The organism is Enterococcus malodoratus (assembly GCF_027659535.1).
GTDB classification, from domain to species: Bacteria; Bacillota; Bacilli; order Lactobacillales; family Enterococcaceae; genus Enterococcus_A; species Enterococcus_A malodoratus.
The window spans coordinates 597,051-617,598 of sequence record NZ_JAQDPG010000001.1 but is presented as its reverse complement, the minus strand read 5'-3'; the positions used below and the strand labels follow the sequence as shown (position 1 = coordinate 617,598).

At 38.0% G+C, this 20,548-nt stretch carries 19 protein-coding genes; 17 read left to right on the top strand and 2 right to left on the bottom strand.

The window, feature by feature from the left end; translation table 11 throughout:
• Nucleotides 1-331: 331 nt before the first annotated feature.
• Nucleotides 332-478 (bottom strand): hypothetical protein, encoded by a 147-nt coding sequence (locus PGP85_RS02990; protein ID WP_177184042.1) that lies wholly within the window; start codon nucleotides 476-478, stop codon nucleotides 332-334.
• A gap of 562 nt (nucleotides 479-1,040) precedes the next feature.
• Between PGP85_RS02990 and PGP85_RS02985 the strand changes: the two genes are divergently transcribed.
• Genes PGP85_RS02985 through PGP85_RS02960 form a run of 6 tightly spaced genes read left to right on the top strand, consistent with a single transcriptional unit; the run spans nucleotide 1,041 to nucleotide 6,716 of the window.
• Nucleotides 1,041-3,110, top strand: a complete 2,070-nt coding sequence (locus tag PGP85_RS02985; RefSeq protein ID WP_270326039.1) for a BglG family transcription antiterminator — start codon at nucleotides 1,041-1,043, stop codon at nucleotides 3,108-3,110.
• Between the two features lie 47 nt (nucleotides 3,111-3,157).
• On the top strand, nucleotides 3,158-3,466 hold the full coding sequence (locus PGP85_RS02980) for a PTS sugar transporter subunit IIB (protein ID WP_090405659.1): 309 nt from the start codon (nucleotides 3,158-3,160) through the stop codon (nucleotides 3,464-3,466).
• Nucleotides 3,467-3,492: 26 nt separating this feature from the next.
• On the top strand, nucleotides 3,493-4,776 hold the full coding sequence (locus PGP85_RS02975) for a PTS sugar transporter subunit IIC (protein WP_090405657.1): 1,284 nt from the start codon (nucleotides 3,493-3,495) through the stop codon (nucleotides 4,774-4,776).
• Nucleotides 4,777-4,793: 17 nt separating this feature from the next.
• Nucleotides 4,794-5,201 carry a tetratricopeptide repeat protein gene (locus PGP85_RS02970; RefSeq protein ID WP_270326035.1) on the top strand — a complete coding sequence of 136 codons (408 nt, stop codon included), beginning with the start codon at nucleotides 4,794-4,796 and terminating at the stop codon, nucleotides 5,199-5,201.
• Between the two features lie 29 nt (nucleotides 5,202-5,230).
• Nucleotides 5,231-6,097, top strand: coding sequence for a class II fructose-bisphosphate aldolase (locus PGP85_RS02965; RefSeq protein ID WP_270326034.1), 867 nt, complete (start codon nucleotides 5,231-5,233; stop codon nucleotides 6,095-6,097).
• 1 nt (nucleotide 6,098) lies between these two features.
• Nucleotides 6,099-6,716 (top strand): AAA family ATPase, encoded by a 618-nt coding sequence (locus tag PGP85_RS02960; protein ID WP_270326032.1) that lies wholly within the window; start codon nucleotides 6,099-6,101, stop codon nucleotides 6,714-6,716.
• 28 nt (nucleotides 6,717-6,744) lie between these two features.
• Here the strand turns inward: PGP85_RS02960 and PGP85_RS02955 are convergent, their stop codons facing one another.
• The gene (locus tag PGP85_RS02955) at nucleotides 6,745-7,044 is read right to left on the bottom strand and encodes a hypothetical protein (RefSeq protein ID WP_270326030.1); all 300 of its coding nucleotides are present in this window, start codon (nucleotides 7,042-7,044) and stop codon (nucleotides 6,745-6,747) included.
• Nucleotides 7,045-7,234: 190 nt separating this feature from the next.
• On the opposite strand from PGP85_RS02955, the gene PGP85_RS02950 reads away from it, so the two are divergent.
• From PGP85_RS02950 to PGP85_RS02900, 11 genes are all read left to right on the top strand, one after another.
• Nucleotides 7,235-7,690 (top strand): MarR family winged helix-turn-helix transcriptional regulator, encoded by a 456-nt coding sequence (locus tag PGP85_RS02950; protein ID WP_090405646.1) that lies wholly within the window; start codon nucleotides 7,235-7,237, stop codon nucleotides 7,688-7,690.
• A 52-nt stretch (nucleotides 7,691-7,742) separates the two neighbouring features.
• Nucleotides 7,743-9,119, top strand: coding sequence for an MATE family efflux transporter (locus PGP85_RS02945; protein WP_270326027.1), 1,377 nt, complete (start codon nucleotides 7,743-7,745; stop codon nucleotides 9,117-9,119).
• 227 nt (nucleotides 9,120-9,346) lie between these two features.
• Nucleotides 9,347-10,345 carry a LacI family DNA-binding transcriptional regulator gene (locus PGP85_RS02940; RefSeq protein WP_270326026.1) on the top strand — a complete coding sequence of 333 codons (999 nt, stop codon included), beginning with the start codon at nucleotides 9,347-9,349 and terminating at the stop codon, nucleotides 10,343-10,345.
• Nucleotides 10,346-10,399: 54 nt separating this feature from the next.
• The gene (locus tag PGP85_RS02935) at nucleotides 10,400-12,115 is read left to right on the top strand and encodes an alpha-glucosidase (RefSeq protein ID WP_270326025.1); all 1,716 of its coding nucleotides are present in this window, start codon (nucleotides 10,400-10,402) and stop codon (nucleotides 12,113-12,115) included.
• Nucleotides 12,108-13,973, top strand: a complete 1,866-nt coding sequence (locus PGP85_RS02930; RefSeq protein ID WP_270326023.1) for a PTS beta-glucoside transporter subunit IIBCA — start codon at nucleotides 12,108-12,110, stop codon at nucleotides 13,971-13,973. The genes PGP85_RS02935 and PGP85_RS02930 overlap by 8 nt, the downstream gene beginning before the upstream one ends.
• Before the next feature lie 454 nt (nucleotides 13,974-14,427).
• Complete coding sequence (locus PGP85_RS02925; protein ID WP_270326021.1) at nucleotides 14,428-14,841, top strand: GNAT family N-acetyltransferase; 414 nt, start codon at nucleotides 14,428-14,430, stop codon at nucleotides 14,839-14,841.
• 267 nt (nucleotides 14,842-15,108) lie between these two features.
• Nucleotides 15,109-16,203 carry a DNA alkylation repair protein gene (locus PGP85_RS02920; protein ID WP_270326019.1) on the top strand — a complete coding sequence of 365 codons (1,095 nt, stop codon included), beginning with the start codon at nucleotides 15,109-15,111 and terminating at the stop codon, nucleotides 16,201-16,203.
• Between the two features lie 11 nt (nucleotides 16,204-16,214).
• On the top strand, nucleotides 16,215-16,700 hold the full coding sequence (locus PGP85_RS02915; RefSeq protein WP_270326018.1) for a cupin domain-containing protein: 486 nt from the start codon (nucleotides 16,215-16,217) through the stop codon (nucleotides 16,698-16,700).
• A 309-nt stretch (nucleotides 16,701-17,009) separates the two neighbouring features.
• A complete protein-coding gene (locus PGP85_RS02910) occupies nucleotides 17,010-18,869 on the top strand; it encodes a serine hydrolase domain-containing protein (protein ID WP_270326017.1) in 1,860 nt (619 codons plus the stop codon).
• Nucleotides 18,870-18,941: 72 nt separating this feature from the next.
• Nucleotides 18,942-19,637, top strand: coding sequence for a response regulator transcription factor (locus tag PGP85_RS02905; RefSeq protein WP_270326015.1), 696 nt, complete (start codon nucleotides 18,942-18,944; stop codon nucleotides 19,635-19,637).
• Complete coding sequence (locus PGP85_RS02900; RefSeq protein ID WP_270326014.1) at nucleotides 19,624-20,544, top strand: sensor histidine kinase; 921 nt, start codon at nucleotides 19,624-19,626, stop codon at nucleotides 20,542-20,544. Before PGP85_RS02905 ends, PGP85_RS02900 begins: the two co-directional genes overlap by 14 nt.
• Nucleotides 20,545-20,548: the final 4 nt, after the last annotated feature.

The following is a 20,548-nucleotide window of genomic DNA, read 5'->3' as shown; positions in this document are numbered from 1 at the left end:
TAAAAAAATCATTTGAACAGTGATAGTGTCCAAATGATTCGGGTTATAGATTCATGTGTCTGTTGCTAAAAATTACTTTTTACGAAATTGTTGAATCAGAAAAACAAAAATAAAGAAAAATAGTGCTTCCCAAAGTGTTGTAGTCCAACTGTATCGCGGACTAATACCAAAGAATAGATTTCCAATATTGGAAATGATTAAATAAATCAGGGTAACTAAGAAAGAGTTTAGTATTCTACGTATCATAAAAAACATCCTCCATTCATACTAAAAGTATAACGGAGGAGAGCTTTTGCGTCCACTAACAGCCGATAATGCGAACTGACTATTTTTATTTTCTCTTTCTGGTAGCGAGAGCGCCTGATGCACCTATGGCAACGCCTATTGCTAGACCTAAAAGCAGGTTATTGAATAGCATGCCGAAAATCAACCCCAAGGGGATACCAATCGCCAATGAACTACCATCATCTTTTTTCATTTTGAAAACCTCGCTTTTGTCAGATAGTTACTGCTTAATTGCATATATTCCTTATTTCTCTCTCTTTATTGTAAAGGATTATCGGTCGAAATAATAGCGGTTTGGGTTTCTCAACAGCAAACTTGGAGCAGAGGATAAACAATGTTCCATTATTTTCTAAATTGATTTTATTGGTTTAGATTGAGCTATAATAAATGGAACTGAATAAGGATAATCAAGCAAAAACTTCCACTTTTGTGGAAGTTTTTTATTTGAATTCAGGTAAAAGTTCATTCGTTTTTTTTAGATTAAATAGATAGAAGTGAACCTGCCAGATTGTTTTGTATCAATTTAAATGTCTCATAGTATTACTGGTTTTCATTGGCGGATATCGGAAATTAATGGAAGGAAAAAAGCATCGAGAGATGAGATAAAATAACGAATAAAAAATGTGCAAACGACAAGTAAAAGTTTAACGTTTTGTGACTGCGCTTACATAGTTGCCAAAAAAGATTGCAAGAATCTCTACTTATCAAGAAAAATAAAGGATTATATACTCACCTTAGACGAGAGGAAGATACAGATGAAAGATCGAACATTAAAAATATTGCGGACTTTTATAACTTCTGATTACCCAGTGACTCTTGAAAAACTGGAGGAGGAATTTCGTACCAGTGCACGAACGATTCGTAATGAGCTACGCGAGATCAATCAATTTCTTAGTACAAAGGCATTTCCGGAAATTAAAAATCTCAGGAAACGCGGTTATCAGTTAACGTTAACAGCTGAACAAAAAAAATCATTGTTTGAGCAGATTGATTTGGCCGATGAAGAGCAGTTCTTAGATCGAGACAGTCGGATTTTTGATTTGATCCTTTCTTTTTCGCTTGAAAAAAAGGCCACATATCTCTATCAAAAAAAAGAAGAATATCAGATCTCAAAAAGTTCGTTGGATGAAGACATGCGCCGCGTTAGAAATACTTTAGCAGAATATGGGATTGAAGTTTTAAGCGTGCCAAAGCAGGGAATCGTTTTGCAAGGAGCGGAACGCTCCATTCGAACAATGATCTATGACATCATCAATCACTCCGTCGGAATAGTATCTCCTCAAGGAGAGCAGGAATCATCGATTAATTTAACGATTCTGAACCAATATATTCCTCAAAGATTGCTAGAAAAACTTGATCAATTGTATGTGCAATCGATGGCTTCGATGGAGGATGCGATTTATCGCAATCAATTGCTGATGTTTACGGCGGTTTGGTTGAGTCGTTATTTGCGGGAAGATCTGATTGCTAGTTCTGCTTGGGAGGCGGTGGATACGCCGCAAAGCGACATTCGAGATTTTGTAACAGCGATTTGTGAAGCCTTCAAAATTACACCGCCAGAGGTAGAAATCAAATACATCGTTTTTATGCTGAATACCTTCAACTCGAGAGATATGAATAATTCGATCGAGTGGGTTCAGGCTCAGCTGCTCTCGATTCAATTGATGCAATTTGTGGAAGCAAAGACCAAAATCCCTTTTTCCAGAAAAGAGGAGACTTTACAGGAAGGATTGTATAAACACATTGTTGGTTTGATCAATCGTGTGAAGAGCGACATCCAAATCGTCAATCCGCTGAAGGAAAATGTCAAAAAGAATTACGGCAGTATTTATTCTGCTATTCGTCGCTTTACTCCTTCGATCGAACAAGTAACAGGCAAACAACTGAGTGAGGACGAAATAGCATTTCTGACGATTCATTTTTCTACTTCGGTAAGTGCGATCAATCAAGATCTTCACTATGTCTATAAGGCGGTGGTTATTTGCAACCATGGAGTGGCTACTGGCAAGCTGCTGTCGGAAAACTTGAAGGAGCTTTTTGATATCGATGTATTAGCGGTGTTGAGTTCGAGAGAATTGGAGCTGATTGAAAAATTAGATGTTGATTTAGTATTCAGCACGGTATTCATTCAATATACTCAAAAACCAGTATTGGAGTTAGAACCAATCATTAAAGAAGAGAGCAGAAAAAGAATTACCAGCTTCTTGAATGAAAATCAAAAATTGAAGCGTCTGATCAATAATAACGATTCAACTCAATTGTTTTATGCACTGATCGATATCATTGAGAAGAGTGAAGGTGCAGTGACCGGAAGTATCTATAAGGAAATGGAAACACTTTTTGATCAAAATCATCTAACGATAAATAAGAAGGAGATTCAGCCGATGCTAGAAGATGTTTTACAGGACAGCCATATTTTATTAAACGAACAGGTGGGGACTTGGGAGGAATCAATTCGCAGGGTTTCAGCTCCTTTAGTTGAGGAACAGGTGATTGATCCGAATTACGTAACAGCCATGATTGACTCGGTGAAGGAATATGGTCCCTATATCGTGATCGGCAAGTACATTGCTTTGGCTCATGCGCGCCCGGAAGATGGAGTGAATCGACTGGGAATCAGTGTGGCGACGATTAAAGATCCGATTGAATTTGGTAATGAAGATAACGATCCTGTGAAAATCATTTTTTGTTTAGCAGCAATCGATTCATATTCCCACTTAAATATCATGAAGAGTTTGATCGAGTTGATCAACGATGAAGTAAAAGTGGATCGATTAAGTCGCGAGACAGATATTGAACGGTTCAAAGAGATCTTATTTAGTTAAGGAATTATGGCTTTAAGATAAATAAAACAGAATGGAGCGAAAGAAAGATGGGAAAAAGAGTAGAGATTTTATTTGTATGCGGTGCGGGATTAGGCAGTAGTTTTGCGGCTCAAATGGCGGCTGAGGATGTGCTCAATGCACATAGTGTGGATGCAAAATTGGATCATGTGGATATTTCAACAGCGGCCTCAGCACAGCCCGATATTATTATCACAGCCCAAAACTTCAAGTCACAGTTTGAAAAATTTTCAATGAATGAAGAAAAAACAGCCATCGTCTATTTAAAAAATATTGTGTCAAAACCTGAAATTGAAGAAAAACTTTTACCAATCTTGGAATCAAAAGGTGCGCTATAAAAAAATAAATCTAAGGAGCAAAACAAATGGGAGTAGTTAATTTCATCATCGAGAATATCTTGACACAGGCATCGATCACGATTGCTTTGATCGCGATGCTTGGGTTGTGTTTACAGAAAAAATCGGCTGGGCAAGTAATCTCTGGAACCTTGAAGACGTTGCTGGGCTTCCAAGTATTGAGTGCTGGTTCTAGTATTATTGTTGGCAGTCTGACTTATTTCGGCGAAATTTTTACCGCTGGTTTTAATATGCAAGGGATTATTCCATCGATCGAAGCAATTAATGGGCAGGCAATGAACGAATTAGGTTTAGGTCGCGACATTGCATTGACGTTTCTAGGTATTTTTATTGTTAATATTCTGATCGCTCGTTTTACGAAATGGAAATATATCTTCCTAACAGGCCAAGCGATTCTTTGGATGGCGACAATGACGACGGTTTTTGGTTATTTTTCTGGATTAAGAGGAGTAGTGCTGATTGTTGTCGGAAGTATCGTCGGAGCGATTTTTGCGGTGGCGATGCCAGCGATCGCACAGCCGATCATTCGTAAGATTACAGGCTCGAATGATATTGCGTTAGGTCACTTTTGTACCATTGGTTATATGTTTGAAGCGGGTGTGGCATATGTTTTCGGTGAACGCGGCGAGAATAAAAAATCGATCGAGGACATGAATTTACCAAAATCTTTTGAGTTTTTGCAAGATACGTATTTGTCAGTGATGGTTGTGATGGTTCCGCTATATATTATTACTGCTGCCTTTGCAGGTCCTGGAGTTGGTGATCCAGGGGCGCAACATTATTTGATGTTCGCTTTTCTGCAAGCGATTCAATTTGTAGTTGGAGTTTATGTCCTACTTTCGGGGGTTCGCTTATTACTTGGTGAAATCGTGCCAGCCTTCCGCGGAATCGCAATGAAACTTGTGCCAAATGCTATTCCTGCACTAGATTGTCCAGTCTTCTTCCCTTATTCGCCTAACGCGGTTATTTTAGGGTTTATTACGACTACTATCGGAACAATCATCGCTATGTTTTTATTGCCAACGTTTGGTTTAGCGATGATTTTACCAGGAATGTTAACCAATTTCTTCGCCGGCGGAACTGCGGGAATCTTCGGAAACGCTGTAGGCGGACGCCGCGGTGCGATTATCGGTGGGATTGCCCACGGATTCTTTATCACCTTGTTACCAGCACTCTTGGTCACGATATTTAATCAAATGGGCTTTGTAAATGCCACTGCGACAGATGTTGATACCGTCGCTGCTGCGCTGCTTTACGCTTGGATTCTTAGTCCGATTTTGAAGATGTTCTAATTTAAGGAGGACATAATATGTTTGGTTTTTTAAAGAAAAAGTCTCCGCTTCAAAAACAAGTAGAGAAAACGGAACTTTCGTTTGAAGAAAAAGAAGCATTAACAAAAGAAAATCAGCGATTGTTAGCTGAAATCGCTGAGGTCGAGCAGACAAGTTCAACGGAAGAAAAGAAATTGGCTAGTCTGTACGAAAAATTGGGTTTGACTTATGCAAAGTTGGAGCAAGTAGATGCTGCGATCGAAAGTTTAGAAAAGAGTTTAGACTATAAACTGACTATTGGCGACGGGTATAAGAAATTAATGAGTCTTTACAATGGAAAACGTGCGGAAGCTGCTCGAAATGGCAATGATGCCGGTATTGAGAAATACATGGGAAAAATGGATGAGATGCGGCAGATAGCGAAAAAAGTAACGATCAGCGGGTAACTAATTAAAAGAGAAGAAGGTATTGGAAAATGTACAAAACACTAAAAGAAGTAACACAAATTGCAGAAGAATTGAACATGACAATCGGAGCATTCAACACCCACAACTTAGAAATGCTGCCGGAAATGATTCGGGCGGCTAAAGAAATGGGTTCACCGATTATCATTCAGACGAGTATTGATACGGCAAAATATATTGGCTATGATGTGATGGTGGCAGTAGTTAAGGAAATCGCCAATACAGAGATGGTAGATGTCGCTTTACACTTGGACCATGCCAGAGATTTCAATGAAATCAAAGCGGCGATCGACGCAGGCTATTCAAGTGTGATGTATGATGGCTCGCATTTGCCTTTTAAAGAAAATATTGCCAAAACAAAAGCAGTTGTTGAATATGCTCACGCGAATGGCGTGTCTGTAGAAGGCGAGTTAGGTACGATCGGCGGAACCGAGGAAGGAATTTCTGTAGCGGAAAATGACAAAGTTTATACGAAGCCTGCTGATGCAGTTGAATTTGTTAAACAAACTCAGATTGATGCGTTGGCGATCGCAATTGGAACGAATCATGGACAATTCAAATCGAAAACCGAAGTGAATATTCCGTTATTGAAGGAGATTCATGCAGTAGTAGATGTGCCATTAGTTATTCATGGTGGAACTGGGGTAAAAGAAGAGGATTATCCTGAACTGATCAATAATGGAATTCGGAAATTCAATGTGGGGACAGAACTGTTGGTTAATTGGACAAAAGTAGCGAAGGATTCCTTTGGAGAAACAGAAGTGAACAAATCACTGCGTCATAATGTTATTCCGGCGAATTTAGCGGTCAAAGAAATCGTCAAACATAAAATTAGTCTGTTTATGAATGTTGATAGTCCTTTGACAATTCAAAAGTAAGATGAAAAAATACCTGATTTTGATTGCAGGCAGTCCAGCAACGGGAAAATCTTATCTAATCAATGAAATGCGGCGTGTATTGGGAGATTTTTTTCTGATCACGCCGGATGAAGGAAAGGAAATTCTAGCTGATCAAATTGGTTTTGATAGTGCGGATGAAAAAAAAGCGTTAGAAAAGAAGGTTTGGAAATTTTATTACGATGCATTGTCACTTTATATGGCTGCTGGAAAACGAATCGTTGTCTCAGAGTATCCTTTTAGCGACAAGCAAAAAAGTAAGTTAAAGGGTTTAGCCGAGAAGTATGACTATGAACCAATCACTATCCGACTGGTCGCAGACTTTGATGTCCTTTGGGCTCGCAGAAAGATTCGCGATGTTGAACCGGATCGCCACCTGTGCCACATTATGACCCATTATCATTTTGGCGACGAATTGACTGATCGCACTGAAGCGGATGATTTAATTACAAAAGAAGCGTTTCGTGAAATTATTGAAACACGCGGTTACAATAATTTTCAATTAGGCAGCGTAACTGAATTTGATGTTTCAGACTTTTCCAAAGTTGATTATGAACCCTTCCTACAAGAATTAGCAGCAAGAATTTCAAATAATCAGTAGAACCCTCGAGAAAACTCGAGGGTTCTTTTTATAATAGAACTATTGCTGTCAATAAGGCTGTTATCAGTACGGAATATATGATTAGCCCTGTTTTATTTCGCGGATTTACCGCTGCTCCGTAACCAAAATATTCTGGTACATGCAAATTTTTCTGCTCGGGAGGGATAATTATGAACCCCATGATTACAGTTAAAAGAGTCATGAAAAGGCCAATGATCAAGAAGTAATTTAGGGAAGCATTTACTAAGGTATTTTTCAAGCTGAATAATAAAAGAATAAAGATAGTAGTAATTGAAATCGCAATCAGATTGTACTTTTTGGTTCTCATAGATTCTGATCCTTCGAGTAAGCGTATGTTTTATCAGACACAAAATTGGTATTCGCTTCTATTAGATCATTGACATGATTCACAGATAGTTGAATATTATGCGAGTTCAACAGAAATTTCGAATAATGGTTGACATGTCAACAGTCATTCTCTAATATAGTTGATAAGTCAACTATATTAGGAGGTAAACATGGATAAAGTTCCTGGAAGATTGATTTCGATCTTATATCGCAAGAATCAGATTTATGTGAATGCCGCTTTAAAGCCTTATAACATAACATCAACGGAGCAACCGGTATTGATGTTTCTCTATAATAACCCTGGCGTGACACAAGAAGAGATCACTCATTATTTACAGGTGGACAAGGCTTTAATGACTCGTACGGTTCAGTCATTAGTAGAAAAAGGGTACGTACAAAAGAAAAAGGATCCAGCAGACAAACGGTGTAATCGGGTTTCTTTAACGAAGGAAGGCATATCTCTCAGAGAAGGTATCAGGAGTCGGCTTTTAGACTGGAATGAGATATTAATGGAAGGTTTTGATGAAGAAAAGCGCCAATCTGTTTTTAAAATGCTGGAAGAGCTTGTTGAAAAAGTAGAGAATTATGAGCTGAATAAGGACGATCATTCAACATTTCCTAGTTAATGATCGAAATTGATCACACGGGAGTTCAATTATATGAAAAAGGAGAAAAAATATGGAAGAAACAAATCCATTAGGGACTGAGAAGGTATCGCATTTATTAATGCAGTTTTCGATTCCGGCAATTATTGGTATGATGGTCAACGCATTATATAACGTAGTCGATCGAATTTATATTGGTAATGCTCCAGATTTGGGGGCAAATGGTTTGGCAGGGATTACGATCGGTTTTCCTATTATGATCATTCTGCTTTCCATCGGATTGCTGTTTGGTGTCGGTGGAGCCACACTTTTTTCAATGAAACTTGGAGAGAAAAAACCACGCGAGGCGGAACAAGCGCTTGGGAATGCATTTTCCTTACTTCTGTTGAGCGGACTGCTTTTTATGATTTTAGGGCAGCTTTTTTTAGCGCCGATTCTCCAGCTTTTTGGGGCTAGTGCGACCGTTCTGCCTTTTGCAACGGAGTACATGCGCATTATTTTCTTTGGTGCGATTTTCCAAATTGTTAGTTTAGGGTTGAATAATTTCCTTCGCGCGGATGGCCAACCAAAATTGGCGATGGTCACTATGTTTATGGGAGCGGGCGTCAACATCATTCTTGATCCGGTCTTCATTTATTTATTTGATATGGGAATGGCGGGGGCTGCTCTAGCAACGATTTTGTCGCAATTCATTTCGATGGTTTGGATTCTTTCTTATTTTTTAAGTCGAAGAAGCCATCATCAAATTCAATTAAAAAATATGCAGCTTAAGTTACCTGTGGCGACACGAATCACTACATTGGGACTGCCTAATTTCTTATTACAATTAGGAAATAGTTTGTTGAATGTCGTATTAAATATGAACTTGTTGGTCTACGGCGGTGATATTGCTGTATCAGGTATGGGGATTGTAAACAGTGTACAAACAATCCTTTTGATGCCGATTACCGGTTTGGTCCAAGGGGCTCAACCGATTGTAAGCTTCAATTACGGTGCAAAAAAATTTCAACGAGTAAAAGAAGCACAAAAGCTAGCCATACTGACAGCAACGACAATCGTTGTGATTGGCTGGATAATGACCAGACTGATGCCGGAGCTGCTCGTCAGTCTATTTAATCGAGAGCCTGAACTGATCGAATTCGGAAGTCAGGCACTAAGAGCTTGGTTCCTATTTTTACCAGTTATCGGCTTTCAAATTGTCGCGTCCAATTTTTTCCAAGCGACCGGAAGAATTCGTTCGGCAATCTTCTTAACATTGACTCGTCAAATCATTTTGCTGATTCCTGCGATCTTGATATTTTCACGACAATGGGGAATGACAGGATTGTTGCATGCCGCACCATTTGCAGATGGAGTCTCTGCGTTGGTGACAGGTATTTGGTATTATGTCGGGATTAAGCAATTGACCAAAGAAGAAGCCGGTTTAGGTTCAGTCGATTACGAAGTGTAAAATGCGTTCTGTTTTAATAATAGTGCTATCGAGAACGGTTCTGATATTTTAGAATCGTTCTCTTTTTGTTGGAGCTAGTCAGGGTATAAATATATAGGAGGTCGATTTTAAGGTAATCAAATTCAAATGCTTCCGTGAACAAAAACTCTTTTATAAAAATCATATTGACAAATGTAAGTAAGCGTCGTATGATAAATGTGAAATCGATACCACAAGGCGGTGAAAGAATGGCAACCATTAAGGATGTAGCAAAAAAAGCGGGTCTATCTGTTTCGACAGTTTCGAGATATTTGAATCATCATCCCTATATTTCTGAAGATAAACGGAAACGAATTCAGGCAGCCATGGCGGAACTGGACTATACACCAAGTTCGGTGGCGACACAGCTGCGCTCTAAAAAAGGAACGATGATTGGTATTCTAGTGTCACGCATTGCCAATCCTTTCTTTTCGCATCTGGTGGATTCTATCGAAAAGAGTGCTCGATCCCATGGGTATAATGTTTTGGTGATGCAGACATATGATGATAAGAAAGCCGAAACAAACATGCTTGAAATGATGAAGCAGCAGGTTATTGCTGGATTGATCATGTGTTCGATCGAGGGTGATCCGAAAGTAATCGAGGACTATCAGCAATATGGTCCGATCATTCTTTGCAATGAACAAATTCCTGGTGCAGATTTGCCGCAGGTTTTTACGAATCAAGAAACAGCTAGTTTTGCTGCGACAGAATATTTGATTTCCAAGGGCCATCATAAAATTGCTTATTGCACAGGTGGTACGTTGACTCGAGGCGGGCACGGAAATTCTCGTACTGAAGGATTTGAACGTGCGCTGAATGAGCACAAGCTGCCGATGAAAATTGATTGGATTTTTAAACAAATGCACACGATCGAAGATGGCAAACAGGTAGCGGATAAATTATTGTCGTTGCCAGAGGAAAATCGCCCCGACGCAGTATTTACCAGCAGTGATGAAGTTGCCAGCGGGATTTTAGAGCGATACTTGGAGCAGGGCAAGCGAGTGCCCGAGGATTTAGCGATCATGGGTTTTGATAATCAGCCATTCACGGGAATATTGGCTGTACCTTTAACAACGATTGCCCAACCAGTCGAAGCGTTAGGAAGAGAATCGACCAATTGGCTGATTGCCAGAATGGAAGAAAAAGAGTATCAATTAGATGAGTCTGAATTAGTACTAAACTTAATTATACGGAAATCTGCTTAAGCAGATTTTTTTGAAACAAATGTGGTATCGATACCACAAAAGGAGAGAAATCAAATGGAAATGATTTTAAAAGAAAGACAATGGCTGAATGAGGAACAGAATTTTTGGAAAGAAGAAGTCGTCTATCAGATCTATCCAAAGAGTTTTTATGATAGTAATGGCGACGGTATCGGCGATATCAAAGGAATCACTCGAAAGCTAGATTATTTGGAAGAACTTGGAGTGACGATGATATGGATTTGCCCAATTTTTACTTCGCCAATGGTTGATAATGGATACGATATAGCCGATTATAAAGGTATACAAGCAGAATTTGGCACGATGGAGGATCTAACGGAATTGATCGAGGCAGCCAAAGCAAGAGGAATTAAGTTGATCCTTGATTTGGTGGTTAATCATTCCTCTGATGAGCATGCGTGGTTTAAAGCGGCTTTAGCGGATTCCGGCAGTTCGTATCGTGATTACTATATCTTTAAATCTGGCGAGGCGGGGAATCCACCGAATAATTGGCGTTCAATTTTCGGCGGCAGTGTTTGGGAACCTGTTCCAAATGAGGACAACATGTACTACTTCCATACCTTTGATAAGAGGCAACCTGATTTAAATTGGGAAAATCCAGCTTTAAGACAGGAAATCTATGAAATGATCAATTGGTGGCTGGAAAAGGGAATAGCTGGTTTTCGAATCGATTCCATTACCTTTGTCAAAAAAGATCAAGATTACGGCAATGCTGAGGTTGACGGCAGCGATGGGTTAGGCAGCGTGAAGCACAAGACGCGAAACCGCCCGGGGATCGAGAAATTTTTAGCGGAATTGAATCGCGAGACCTTCCAAAAATATGAATGTGTGAGTGTGGGTGAGGCGCCCGGTGTCCCTTACGACCAATATGATCAATATATCGGAGAAAACGGTTATTTCAATATGATTTTTGATTTCCATTACGCGGACATCGATGTGGAAAATGGCAGTGAATGGTTCCGCCGAACAAATTGGCAGCCGCAGGATTTAAAAAAATTGTTATTCAAGAGTCAAGAGGCTGTTCAAGCGAGCGGCTGGGGAGCCAATTTTTTAGAAAATCATGACCAGCCTCGTTCGTTGTCAAAATATATCACGGATGAACGTTACCAAAATGAGATAGGTGCTAAGGCACTGGGGACACTCTTCTTCTTCCTACGAGGCACGCCGTTTATCTATCAAGGACAAGAAATCGGAATGAAAAACTTTCAACGGAAAACGATTGAGGATTTCAATGATGTTTCGAGTATTGATAATTATCATCGCTCATTATTAGAAGGCTTTTCTGAAGAAGAAGCATTGAATTTTGTCAATCAACGTTCAAGAGACAACAATCGCACGCCGTTTCAATGGGACAGCTCGACGAATGCAGGGTTTAGCAATTCGGATAAATCTTGGTTAAAATTGACGGGTGATCAAGTAAAAGTGAATGCTAATGATCAGATTGATTGTCCGAATTCGGTCTTTTCTTACTACAAACAAATGATTCAATTACGAAATCATTCTAGTTACCGAGATACGTTGATTTATGGTCAGTTCGCTCCATTAAATACAACGGACGCAGTGATCGGGTATGAACGAAGTGGGGATGAAACGCTTCAAGTTTTTGTCAATCTAAGTAATCAAGAACAGAAAATCGAGTCTTCAGGAGAATTATTGTTGAACAATTATTCTGAGTTGAAAGAGCAAGACGGGGCACGAGTATTACAAGCATACCAAGCCGTTGTTATCAGAAAGGGTGGAAACCATGACTAAATCAAACTATCAAGAGATCGCTAAAAAACTTGTAGCAGTCGTAGGAGAAGACAATATTGTCTCTGCTACGCACTGCGCGACTCGTCTACGTCTGCAAGTAAAAGACCGTAAAGCAATTGACGACAATCAGGTGGAGCAAGTGGAAGAAGTCAAAGGGGTCTTTTATAACGCTGGCCAATATCAAATCATCTTAGGGACAGGTATCGTCAATAAAGTCTATGATGCTTTGCAATCGCTCTATTCATTTAACGAAGTATCGAAGGATCAAATGGCGAAGGACGACTCTTCACCCCTGCAACGGGCGGTTAGAAATATTGCGGATATCTTTGTACCGATTATTCCAATTTTGGGTGCTACTGGACTTTTTCTTGGATTGAAGGGCGTACTATTCAATGAAACCGTTCTTAATGCGATGGGCTTGACTCCCAACAGCATTCCAGAATGGTTGAGCGCTTCAGTGACTGTTTTGACGGATACAGCATTCGGGTTTTTAACAGCATTTATTTGCTGGTCAGCCTTTAAAAAGTTAGGCGGATTGCCGATCATCGGTTTCTTGATTGGGTTAATGCTGGTTTCACCGGCATTGCCAAATGCTTATGCAGTTGCTGGTGGAACGGCTGAGCCGATCATGGCGTTTGGGGTGATTCCATTAGTTGGCTATCAAGGGTCGATCTTGACAGCGTTGATCACTGGGATGATCGGTGCGACTTTAGAGAAAAAACTGCGGAAAATCATGCCTAATGCAATGGATTTGATTTTCACACCGTTTGTCGTAATTCTTGTCTCAGTATTTGTGGCATTATTTGTCTTAGGGCCAATCGTTCATGCCTTTGAGGGGCAAGCGGTGAAAGTTATCGAAATGTTCCTGCATCTGCCATTGGGTATTGGCGGATTGATCATCGGGTTCTTGTATCCAATCGCGGTGATGACCGGGATGCATCATATGTTTATCATGATTGAAACCTCTTTGATCGCTACAACTGGATTTAATCCATTGATTACCGTTTGTGCGATGTATGGTTTTGCGAATGCGGCGGTTTGTTTAGCGATTGCCTTGCGAACAAAAAGCAGTTCAGTCAAAACAGCCGGAATCTCAGCGACGATTACGCAAATGCTGGGAGTCAGTGAACCTGCTTTGTTTGGGGTGGTTATGCGGACAGGAATGAAAGCGATCTTAGTTATGTTAGGCAGCTCAGCAATTGGCGGCATGGTTCTTTCGTTGTTAGGAATTCAAGCTAACAGTTATGGATTAGCCGTTTTACTTTCACCATTGATGTATATTTACGAACCTTATCAAGTAATTACTTATGTACTTGTTGGGATTGGTACTTTTGCTCTAGCGTTTATCCTGACAAATTTATTTGTTATCAAAAAAAGTGATGCTGTCAAAAAAGTTGCTAAGACGCAAGAAAGCGTTAAAAATAGCAAAGTCTATTCACCGATCGAAGGGGAAATCATTCCTATTACGGAAGTGAATGATCAAGTTTTTGCCAGCAAAATGATGGGGGAGGGCTTCGCGGTCTTGCCAAGTAAAGAAACCATCAAAGCCCCAGTCTCAGGTGTCGTCAAAATGATCTCACCAACCAAACATGCTATTGGGATCGTCACCACTGATGGAATGGAATTATTGCTTCATTTAGGAATCGATACGGTCGAATTGAATGGAGCGCCATTCAACCTGATGATCAAAGAAGGCGAAACAATTCAACAAGGACAAGTCATCGGATCAATCAATTTGAACATGATTGAGGACAAAGGAAAAGATGCGACGGTGATGGTAATCATCACGGATTCAAAAGAAATAATCTCGGGATTTGAATACAATCAAGATTACGTATTGCCGATCTTAGGTTCTTAGAGGAAGAAAAAGGGGTTCTACACAAGAAAATCGCTACCGATCATTTCATGAATGGTCGGTAGATTATTAAAAAGGTGTTGAATGGACTGTCGAAAGGTCTGATTGAAGATTTTTTTTACATTATTATTTTGGCGATCATGTTTGCCCCAAGTATCAACAAGTGGTATCTATCAAGAAAAGTTCAGTTAATTACTCGGCTCCTCAGTAATAAATCTATATGAGAAGGTTTTCTAACTGTGAAAGAGAGAGTGCAAAACGGTTCTTAGATACTAGTGGAACTTTATTTTTATTAATCATCCCAACTGAATATTCTGAACTTCTGTCCGCTCAATATCTCTTTGGACCAGTACTAAGTGGTCTTTTCAAAGCACTTTTGCTGACCATGGAATAATTGAATGATATCCTTGTATTATTCAATTTACAAGAATGGATAATATATAGTTAGGAGGATCTGATGGATTTTCAAATTACCGATCACATTGAAGAAAACGATAGAGCTGAAATCTTAGATGGTTTGGTGGAATACAACCTTGCCAGAATTGAAGACAAAAATCCAAAGGAACTAGGTATTTACTTAAGAGATAAGCAAGAAAATATCATTGCTGGTCTTATTGGAGAGACACATGGTAACTGGCTAATGATAGAATTTTTATGGGTAGATGAACGATTAAGGGGACAGCATATTGGAAGTCAGATTCTAGAAGAGGCCGAGTCTACAGGCAAAAAAAGAGGGTGCAAATTTGTTTTTTTAGATACATTTAGCTTTCAAGCTCCATTATTTTACAAAAAGCATGGATATCAAGAAGCCTTTACACTGCATGAGTATCCTCTTACGCAAAAACGGTTTTTCTTTACGAAAAAACTCTAAAGTTGTAATCCCACAGATTAAGAACAAAACTTTCCAAATAATAACTATTTAAAGAAGAGATTGAGCTAATAAAGTTTGATCTCTTTTTTTCACTTTACAATACTAAATTAGTAGTCTTTCTGTAGCTGAAGATTGAGTTGTTATCTAAGACTTGAGACAGCGAAGTTATTCTTATATGTGATTGTTCATTGACTCTCTAGTAAATGTAAGGGGTATAATATCTATAACTAATTTAAATGAATGCCGAGCTTATGAGAGGAGCAACGAATGTCGAACTTACTAAAGGATCGTTATAATCGCATAGCATTAGAAGAACTAGCTGAGGATATTCAACTTGTGTATCGTGATTTTCAAGTCGAAGAGTTTTTAGACTCCATATTTGATGAGACATGGAATGATTTAGAGCTGAAGGATAGAGTTTATCGAATCAGTAAAAAACTGGGATGTTATCTACCAGCCGATTATCAGGAAGCCATCAGAGTTATTGATCAGGTAATCCCACATTATGGGACTTGGGTAAGCGGATTTGCAGGTTTCTTCCCTATTTTTATCGAGCTTTACGGTCAGGATGAGGCGAACTGGGAAACATCAATGGCCGCTTTGGCAAGATATACTCCTTACGCATCTTCAGAAATTGCTGTTCGTCCTTTTATTATTAATAATGAAGAGCGTATGATGAGTCAGATGTATGAATGGTCAAACGATGAAGATGAGTTAGTTCGAAGGTTAGCGAGCGAAGGGTGTCGTCCACAATTACCATGGGCACAATCTTTGCCTAATTTTAAAAACGATCCTTCTCCTATTCTTCCAATTATAGAGCGTCTAAGAGCAGATAAATCTACGCATGTTCAAAAGAGTATAGCAAATAATCTGAACGATATTTCAAAGACACATCCTGAACTAGTGACTGAACTGGCTAAAAAATGGTATGGCGAGAATGAAGTTACCGATTGGGTTGTTAAGCAAGGCTGCAGAACATTATTAAAAAAAGGTATTCGAGAGGCACTTATTATTTTTGGTTACAATGATGGTACGTCAATTTCAATTGAGAATTTTTCGTTAAATGCATCTGAAATCTCAATAGGGGAGTCAGTAACGTTCTCTTTTAAACTTTTTACAATGAATGCAACAAAGGTCAGAATAGAATATGCGATTGATTTTGTTAAAAAAAATGGTAAAAGAAGTCGAAAAATTTTTAAGATTTCCGAAACCTCTCTAAAAAAAGATGAGAGAAAGTTATACGAAAAAACTCATTCATTTATAGACAGAAGTACAAGACAGCATAATGAAGGTGTTCATACAATTTCGTTGATTATCAATGGAATCGTTAGAGAATCCCTTGATTTTCGTTTAGAGAGTTAGTGAGGTGAACTATGAAAAGAGTGGGAAACACTGATTCAATTGCCAAAAAATTTGTTTGGACAGATGACTTTGGACTAGTGACGAAAGAATTAGGAAAATCAGTTGGCAGCGAAAAGGTATATGCCAATATGGATATTGTGCCGCCAATGAAGAAAAGTACGAAGTATCATAGTCATTCACAGCAAGAAGAATTCTTCTTTATCCTTTCTGGAACAGGAACACTTATTGTGAATGAGGAAGAGATTTTGGTACAATCGAATGATTATTTTTCTAAGCCAGCTGGCTTGGGAATTGCTCATACTTTTTTTAATACTGGTTCAGAGGATTTAGTGATATTAGACTTCGGAACCACCGAAAAAGAAGATACTTGTTACTATCCAGATGAAAAGATTTATCTTCACAAATCGGCTGATGATACTCAACAAGTTTTTAGGGAAGATTCACTTATAGAGGGCTGGACCTCTGATCCAAACGAGTGGTCAACCGGATTTACTTAGTATCTGTTAAAAATGTTCTAATCAAAAAAGTAAAGAGAGACCTGAAAATTAAATTTTTAGGTCTCTCTTTACTTTTATCTTTTTCTTTCTATTAGTTGGCGATAGATAAAAAATCATTTATCAATTTTTTTTCTGATTATCTTAGTGATTCTAAATTTCAAAGAGGGTGTCTCCCCCTCATTAAATACTCACTAATACCTCTGTCGAGAAAAATCCCCCATTCTTTTTTCAAAGTAATGTTCAGGTAATGTTCATCAATCACTAAAGAAATATTGGTTGTGTATATTGTTTAAAAAGGAGTGGGTTAGGATGAAAAAAATCGTTTCTTTAGCGGCAATGATAATTATTATGTTTGGTTTCTGCTCATCAACACTTGCAGGAGTAAATGAATTGAATTCAAATGATATGGATGGGTTACCAGCAAGAATGGATGACTATATATCAAAAAGAAAGAAATATACTGCTTCAGTAGCGGTATCTGTAGTTAATCATGGAAAAATTGAAAAACAGGAGTATTTTGGCCACGCAAATATTGAGAAAAATATTCCGGCAGACAAAGATACTGTCTACGAATGGGGATCAACTTCAAAATTGCTTGTATGGGCGAGCGTCATGCAACTCTATGAACAAAGGAAAATAGATCTGAATAAAAACATTGAACACTATTTACCAGAAAAATTTTTGAGTAAGTTGAAATATGATGAACCAATTACAATGTTGAACTTAATGAACCACAATGCCGGTTTTCAAGAATTGGTTTTTGGCGATCATGAGACGCAGGATAAAGAAGAAATTGTTGAACTAGAAGAAGCACTCAAAACTTCTGAACCATCACAGATATATCGACCAGGTGAGGTCTGTTCTTATTCGAATTGGGGAACTGCTTTAGCCGCATATATTGTTGAACAGATTACAAAAGAACGCTTTTATGACTATGTAAAGAAAAATATTTTTATTCCGCTTAATATGAATTCAAGTACAATAAGACCTGATTTTTCAGACAATTCAAAAGTCGCCAAAAAAAGAAATGAACTTCATTCTTATTCAATTTATCAAGGAGGAGAGGAATCCTATGGAAAATCTATTGTATATCTCCAGCTATATCCGGCGGGTTCAGCAGTTAGTACCTTGGAAGATTATACCAAGTTTTTAATGGCACTAATTCCTGATGAGCAGGGAAAGAGTCCTTTGTTTAAGAAAAAAGAGACTTACTCAAAAATGATTTCGCCAAGTTTAAATTATGAAAATGCAGATTATCAAAGAATTTCTCATGGGTTGTGGTATCTCCCTTATGGAAATGGCATTATCGGCCATAGTGGGAACACACAAGCATGTACCTCCAGCCTATATTTTGATCCTGAAAAAAAACTAGGGATTGCTATTATGACTAATGAGGTTGGAGAAACTAGTTATAATTTTGGTTTACTTAGTGTTGTTTTTGGCGACTATACCAAAGGAGCGAAGAATGAATATTCAGCTTCAAAAAATCTTACTGGTATTTATACTTCTTCTAGAATTAATATGGCGCATGGAATCTATAAAATTAACAAATATCTAAGTCCAGCATGGTGGAAAAAAGAGAATGATAGGAAATATAAATTCGCGAGCATTATGAACATGCAGCAAATTGATGACAATGTTTTCTTGACTAACAATGGAGATGGGCTTCATACCTTAAATGTCGTTCAGACGAAAAAAGAAAAAATAGCAGGTCTTCAAACGTTTACACAAGATGAGAAAAAAGAAAGTAACATAGGTTTTGCACTCAGTGTTTTTCTATTCATCTTATTTATAGTGATGGTGCTTTTTTCATTGTTTAGAATACCAGTTATGTTAGTGAAACATCTATATTTTAAGTTTTCACACAAAAAACAGAAAAAGAACTCCACTCGTCTTCATTCAATAATAGAAAATATTTGTGTTGTAATTGTTGGTTTATTCGTCTTTTGGCTTATCCTTTTACCAGGTAGCATTTATCCTACCGGAAATGCAATAAAATCTATTGGACTCTCCGTGATTACGCTCTATCTTTTTTATATTCTCGTCAAAAGGATGAGACAGAGAAAAAGAATACGACTAACCATCTATGATTATTTCATGGTTGTTTCGACAATCGTCATTATCATAAATGTCCTTTGGTGGGAATGGTTCAATTTCTGGTCATATTAATTGGAAAATTTTTGGATAATTCTTCATTCTTTACTATAAAATAGAATTAAAGAGAAGAAAGGATTCAATTAGATGGCTTACAAAATATTAATTACAGATGACGAAAAAGAGATCGTGAAGCTATTAAGATTGTATTTAGAAAACGACGAAGTAAGCATCTATGAGGCAAATAATGGAAGGGCAGCTTGGGAAATGTTTAATCAAGAGCAGTTTGACATGCTAATCGTGGATATTATGATGCCGGAGTTAAATGGGTTCGAATTGATAAAAAAAGTGCGTCAAGTGAGGGATGTCCCAATAGTAATTATTTCAGCACGCATTGACTCATCAGATAAGATATTCGGATTTGAATTGGGTGCAGATGATTATGTCACGAAACCTTTTGATCCAATGGAAGTGACGGCGAGAGTGAAGGCCATTTTTAGAAGAACTAATAGTCAAAAAGCGATCGATTTTTTTGAAGAAGATGCTGTTCTTAAAGTTGCTGGACTGAAATTGGATCTAAATTCTTGTACTGTATGTCTTTCCAATAATGTAGAACTTGAACTCTCAGCAACTGAGTTTCGAATGCTGCGACTGTTCATGCAAAATCCCGGGAGATTGTTTACAAAGGAAGAAATATACAACGCAGCCTGGGAAGAATTTTTCTTTGATGACAATAGTTTGAGAGTGATGGTAAGTAAATTAAGGGATAAAATTGGGTCTGACAAAATTAAAACGGTGAGGGGATTAGGATATCGTATGGAGAAAACAGATGAAAAAACTTAGAAATTCAATCGTGAGATCATTTGTGCTGTATTTTATCTTGTTAACCTTCATCATCTCAATAGTAGATAATTTTTTTTCTAATTACCTGGATGTCATTACTGACGAAAAACTTTTTCTATTCTTTTTGGCGAGTCCATTTGTAATTGATGCACTACTCATTACCTGTTTCTCGATTCTTTTTTTCCGGAGTATCGATAAAAAAGTAATGAGACAGGTTGATAAAAATGCAGAAGATAAAAGTTTATTATTTGCGAATATTGCTCATGATCTGAAAACACCTTTAACTAGTATTGCTGGTTTTTCAAAAGCACTTTATCAAGGCGTAGTCAAAACAGAAGATGAAAAAGTAGAGATTAATAGAATAATTTATAATAAAACAATTCAGGCAAATGAATTGTTGGATTTGCTATTTCAATATTCTAAAATTAGTTCAAGCAGCTTTGAGTTGATATGTAAAAGTAATGACATTGTTTATTTATTAAGACAAGCATTGGTAGACAACTACGATTTACTTGATAAAAGAGAAATGGATTTGATTCTTGAGATTCCTGACGAACAGATATTTATTGATTGTGATGCTTCAGAAATCAAGCGAGTTTTTAGCAATATCATTGTGAATGCGTGTAAACACAACGCAAAAAAGACTAAACTACGGGTTCGAATGGGAAAAAAATCTGGCAAGTATGTTCTTACTTTTGCGGATAGCGGAAGTGAGATTCCATTCTCAAAAAGGGAACAAATCTTTGAGCCATTTATTAGTGAAAGCCAAGTTGAAAGAGAATTTCAAGGCAATGGTTTAGGATTAGCGATATCAAAAGCCATATTAGACAAGCATGGTTTCACAATTGCTTTAAAGAAATCTAAGGAAGGTTTTACAAAAGAATTTGAGATCATTGTACCGTACTAAAATC

Bases quoted from the DNA above. Each gene is read 5' to 3' on its own strand.
- PGP85_RS02920 (WP_270326019.1), top strand. From the start codon at position 15,109: ATGTCGAACTTACTAAAGGATCGTTATAATCGCATAGCATTAGAAGAA.
- PGP85_RS02940 (WP_270326026.1), top strand. From the start codon at position 9,347: ATGGCAACCATTAAGGATGTAGCAAAAAAAGCGGGTCTATCTGTTTCG.
- PGP85_RS02980 (WP_090405659.1), top strand. From the start codon at position 3,158: ATGGGAAAAAGAGTAGAGATTTTATTTGTATGCGGTGCGGGATTAGGC.
- PGP85_RS02990 (WP_177184042.1), bottom strand. From the start codon at position 478: ATGAAAAAAGATGATGGTAGTTCATTGGCGATTGGTATCCCCTTGGGG.
- PGP85_RS02915 (WP_270326018.1), top strand. From the start codon at position 16,215: ATGAAAAGAGTGGGAAACACTGATTCAATTGCCAAAAAATTTGTTTGG.
- PGP85_RS02945 (WP_270326027.1), top strand. From the start codon at position 7,743: ATGGAAGAAACAAATCCATTAGGGACTGAGAAGGTATCGCATTTATTA.
- PGP85_RS02985 (WP_270326039.1), top strand. From the start codon at position 1,041: ATGAAAGATCGAACATTAAAAATATTGCGGACTTTTATAACTTCTGAT.
- PGP85_RS02910 (WP_270326017.1), top strand. From the start codon at position 17,010: ATGAAAAAAATCGTTTCTTTAGCGGCAATGATAATTATTATGTTTGGT.
- PGP85_RS02975 (WP_090405657.1), top strand. From the start codon at position 3,493: ATGGGAGTAGTTAATTTCATCATCGAGAATATCTTGACACAGGCATCG.
- PGP85_RS02955 (WP_270326030.1), bottom strand. From the start codon at position 7,044: ATGAGAACCAAAAAGTACAATCTGATTGCGATTTCAATTACTACTATC.
- PGP85_RS02935 (WP_270326025.1), top strand. From the start codon at position 10,400: ATGGAAATGATTTTAAAAGAAAGACAATGGCTGAATGAGGAACAGAAT.
- PGP85_RS02930 (WP_270326023.1), top strand. From the start codon at position 12,108: ATGACTAAATCAAACTATCAAGAGATCGCTAAAAAACTTGTAGCAGTC.
- PGP85_RS02970 (WP_270326035.1), top strand. From the start codon at position 4,794: ATGTTTGGTTTTTTAAAGAAAAAGTCTCCGCTTCAAAAACAAGTAGAG.
- PGP85_RS02925 (WP_270326021.1), top strand. From the start codon at position 14,428: ATGGATTTTCAAATTACCGATCACATTGAAGAAAACGATAGAGCTGAA.
- PGP85_RS02950 (WP_090405646.1), top strand. From the start codon at position 7,235: ATGGATAAAGTTCCTGGAAGATTGATTTCGATCTTATATCGCAAGAAT.
- PGP85_RS02905 (WP_270326015.1), top strand. From the start codon at position 18,942: ATGGCTTACAAAATATTAATTACAGATGACGAAAAAGAGATCGTGAAG.
- PGP85_RS02965 (WP_270326034.1), top strand. From the start codon at position 5,231: ATGTACAAAACACTAAAAGAAGTAACACAAATTGCAGAAGAATTGAAC.
- PGP85_RS02900 (WP_270326014.1), top strand. From the start codon at position 19,624: ATGAAAAAACTTAGAAATTCAATCGTGAGATCATTTGTGCTGTATTTT.
- PGP85_RS02960 (WP_270326032.1), top strand. From the start codon at position 6,099: ATGAAAAAATACCTGATTTTGATTGCAGGCAGTCCAGCAACGGGAAAA.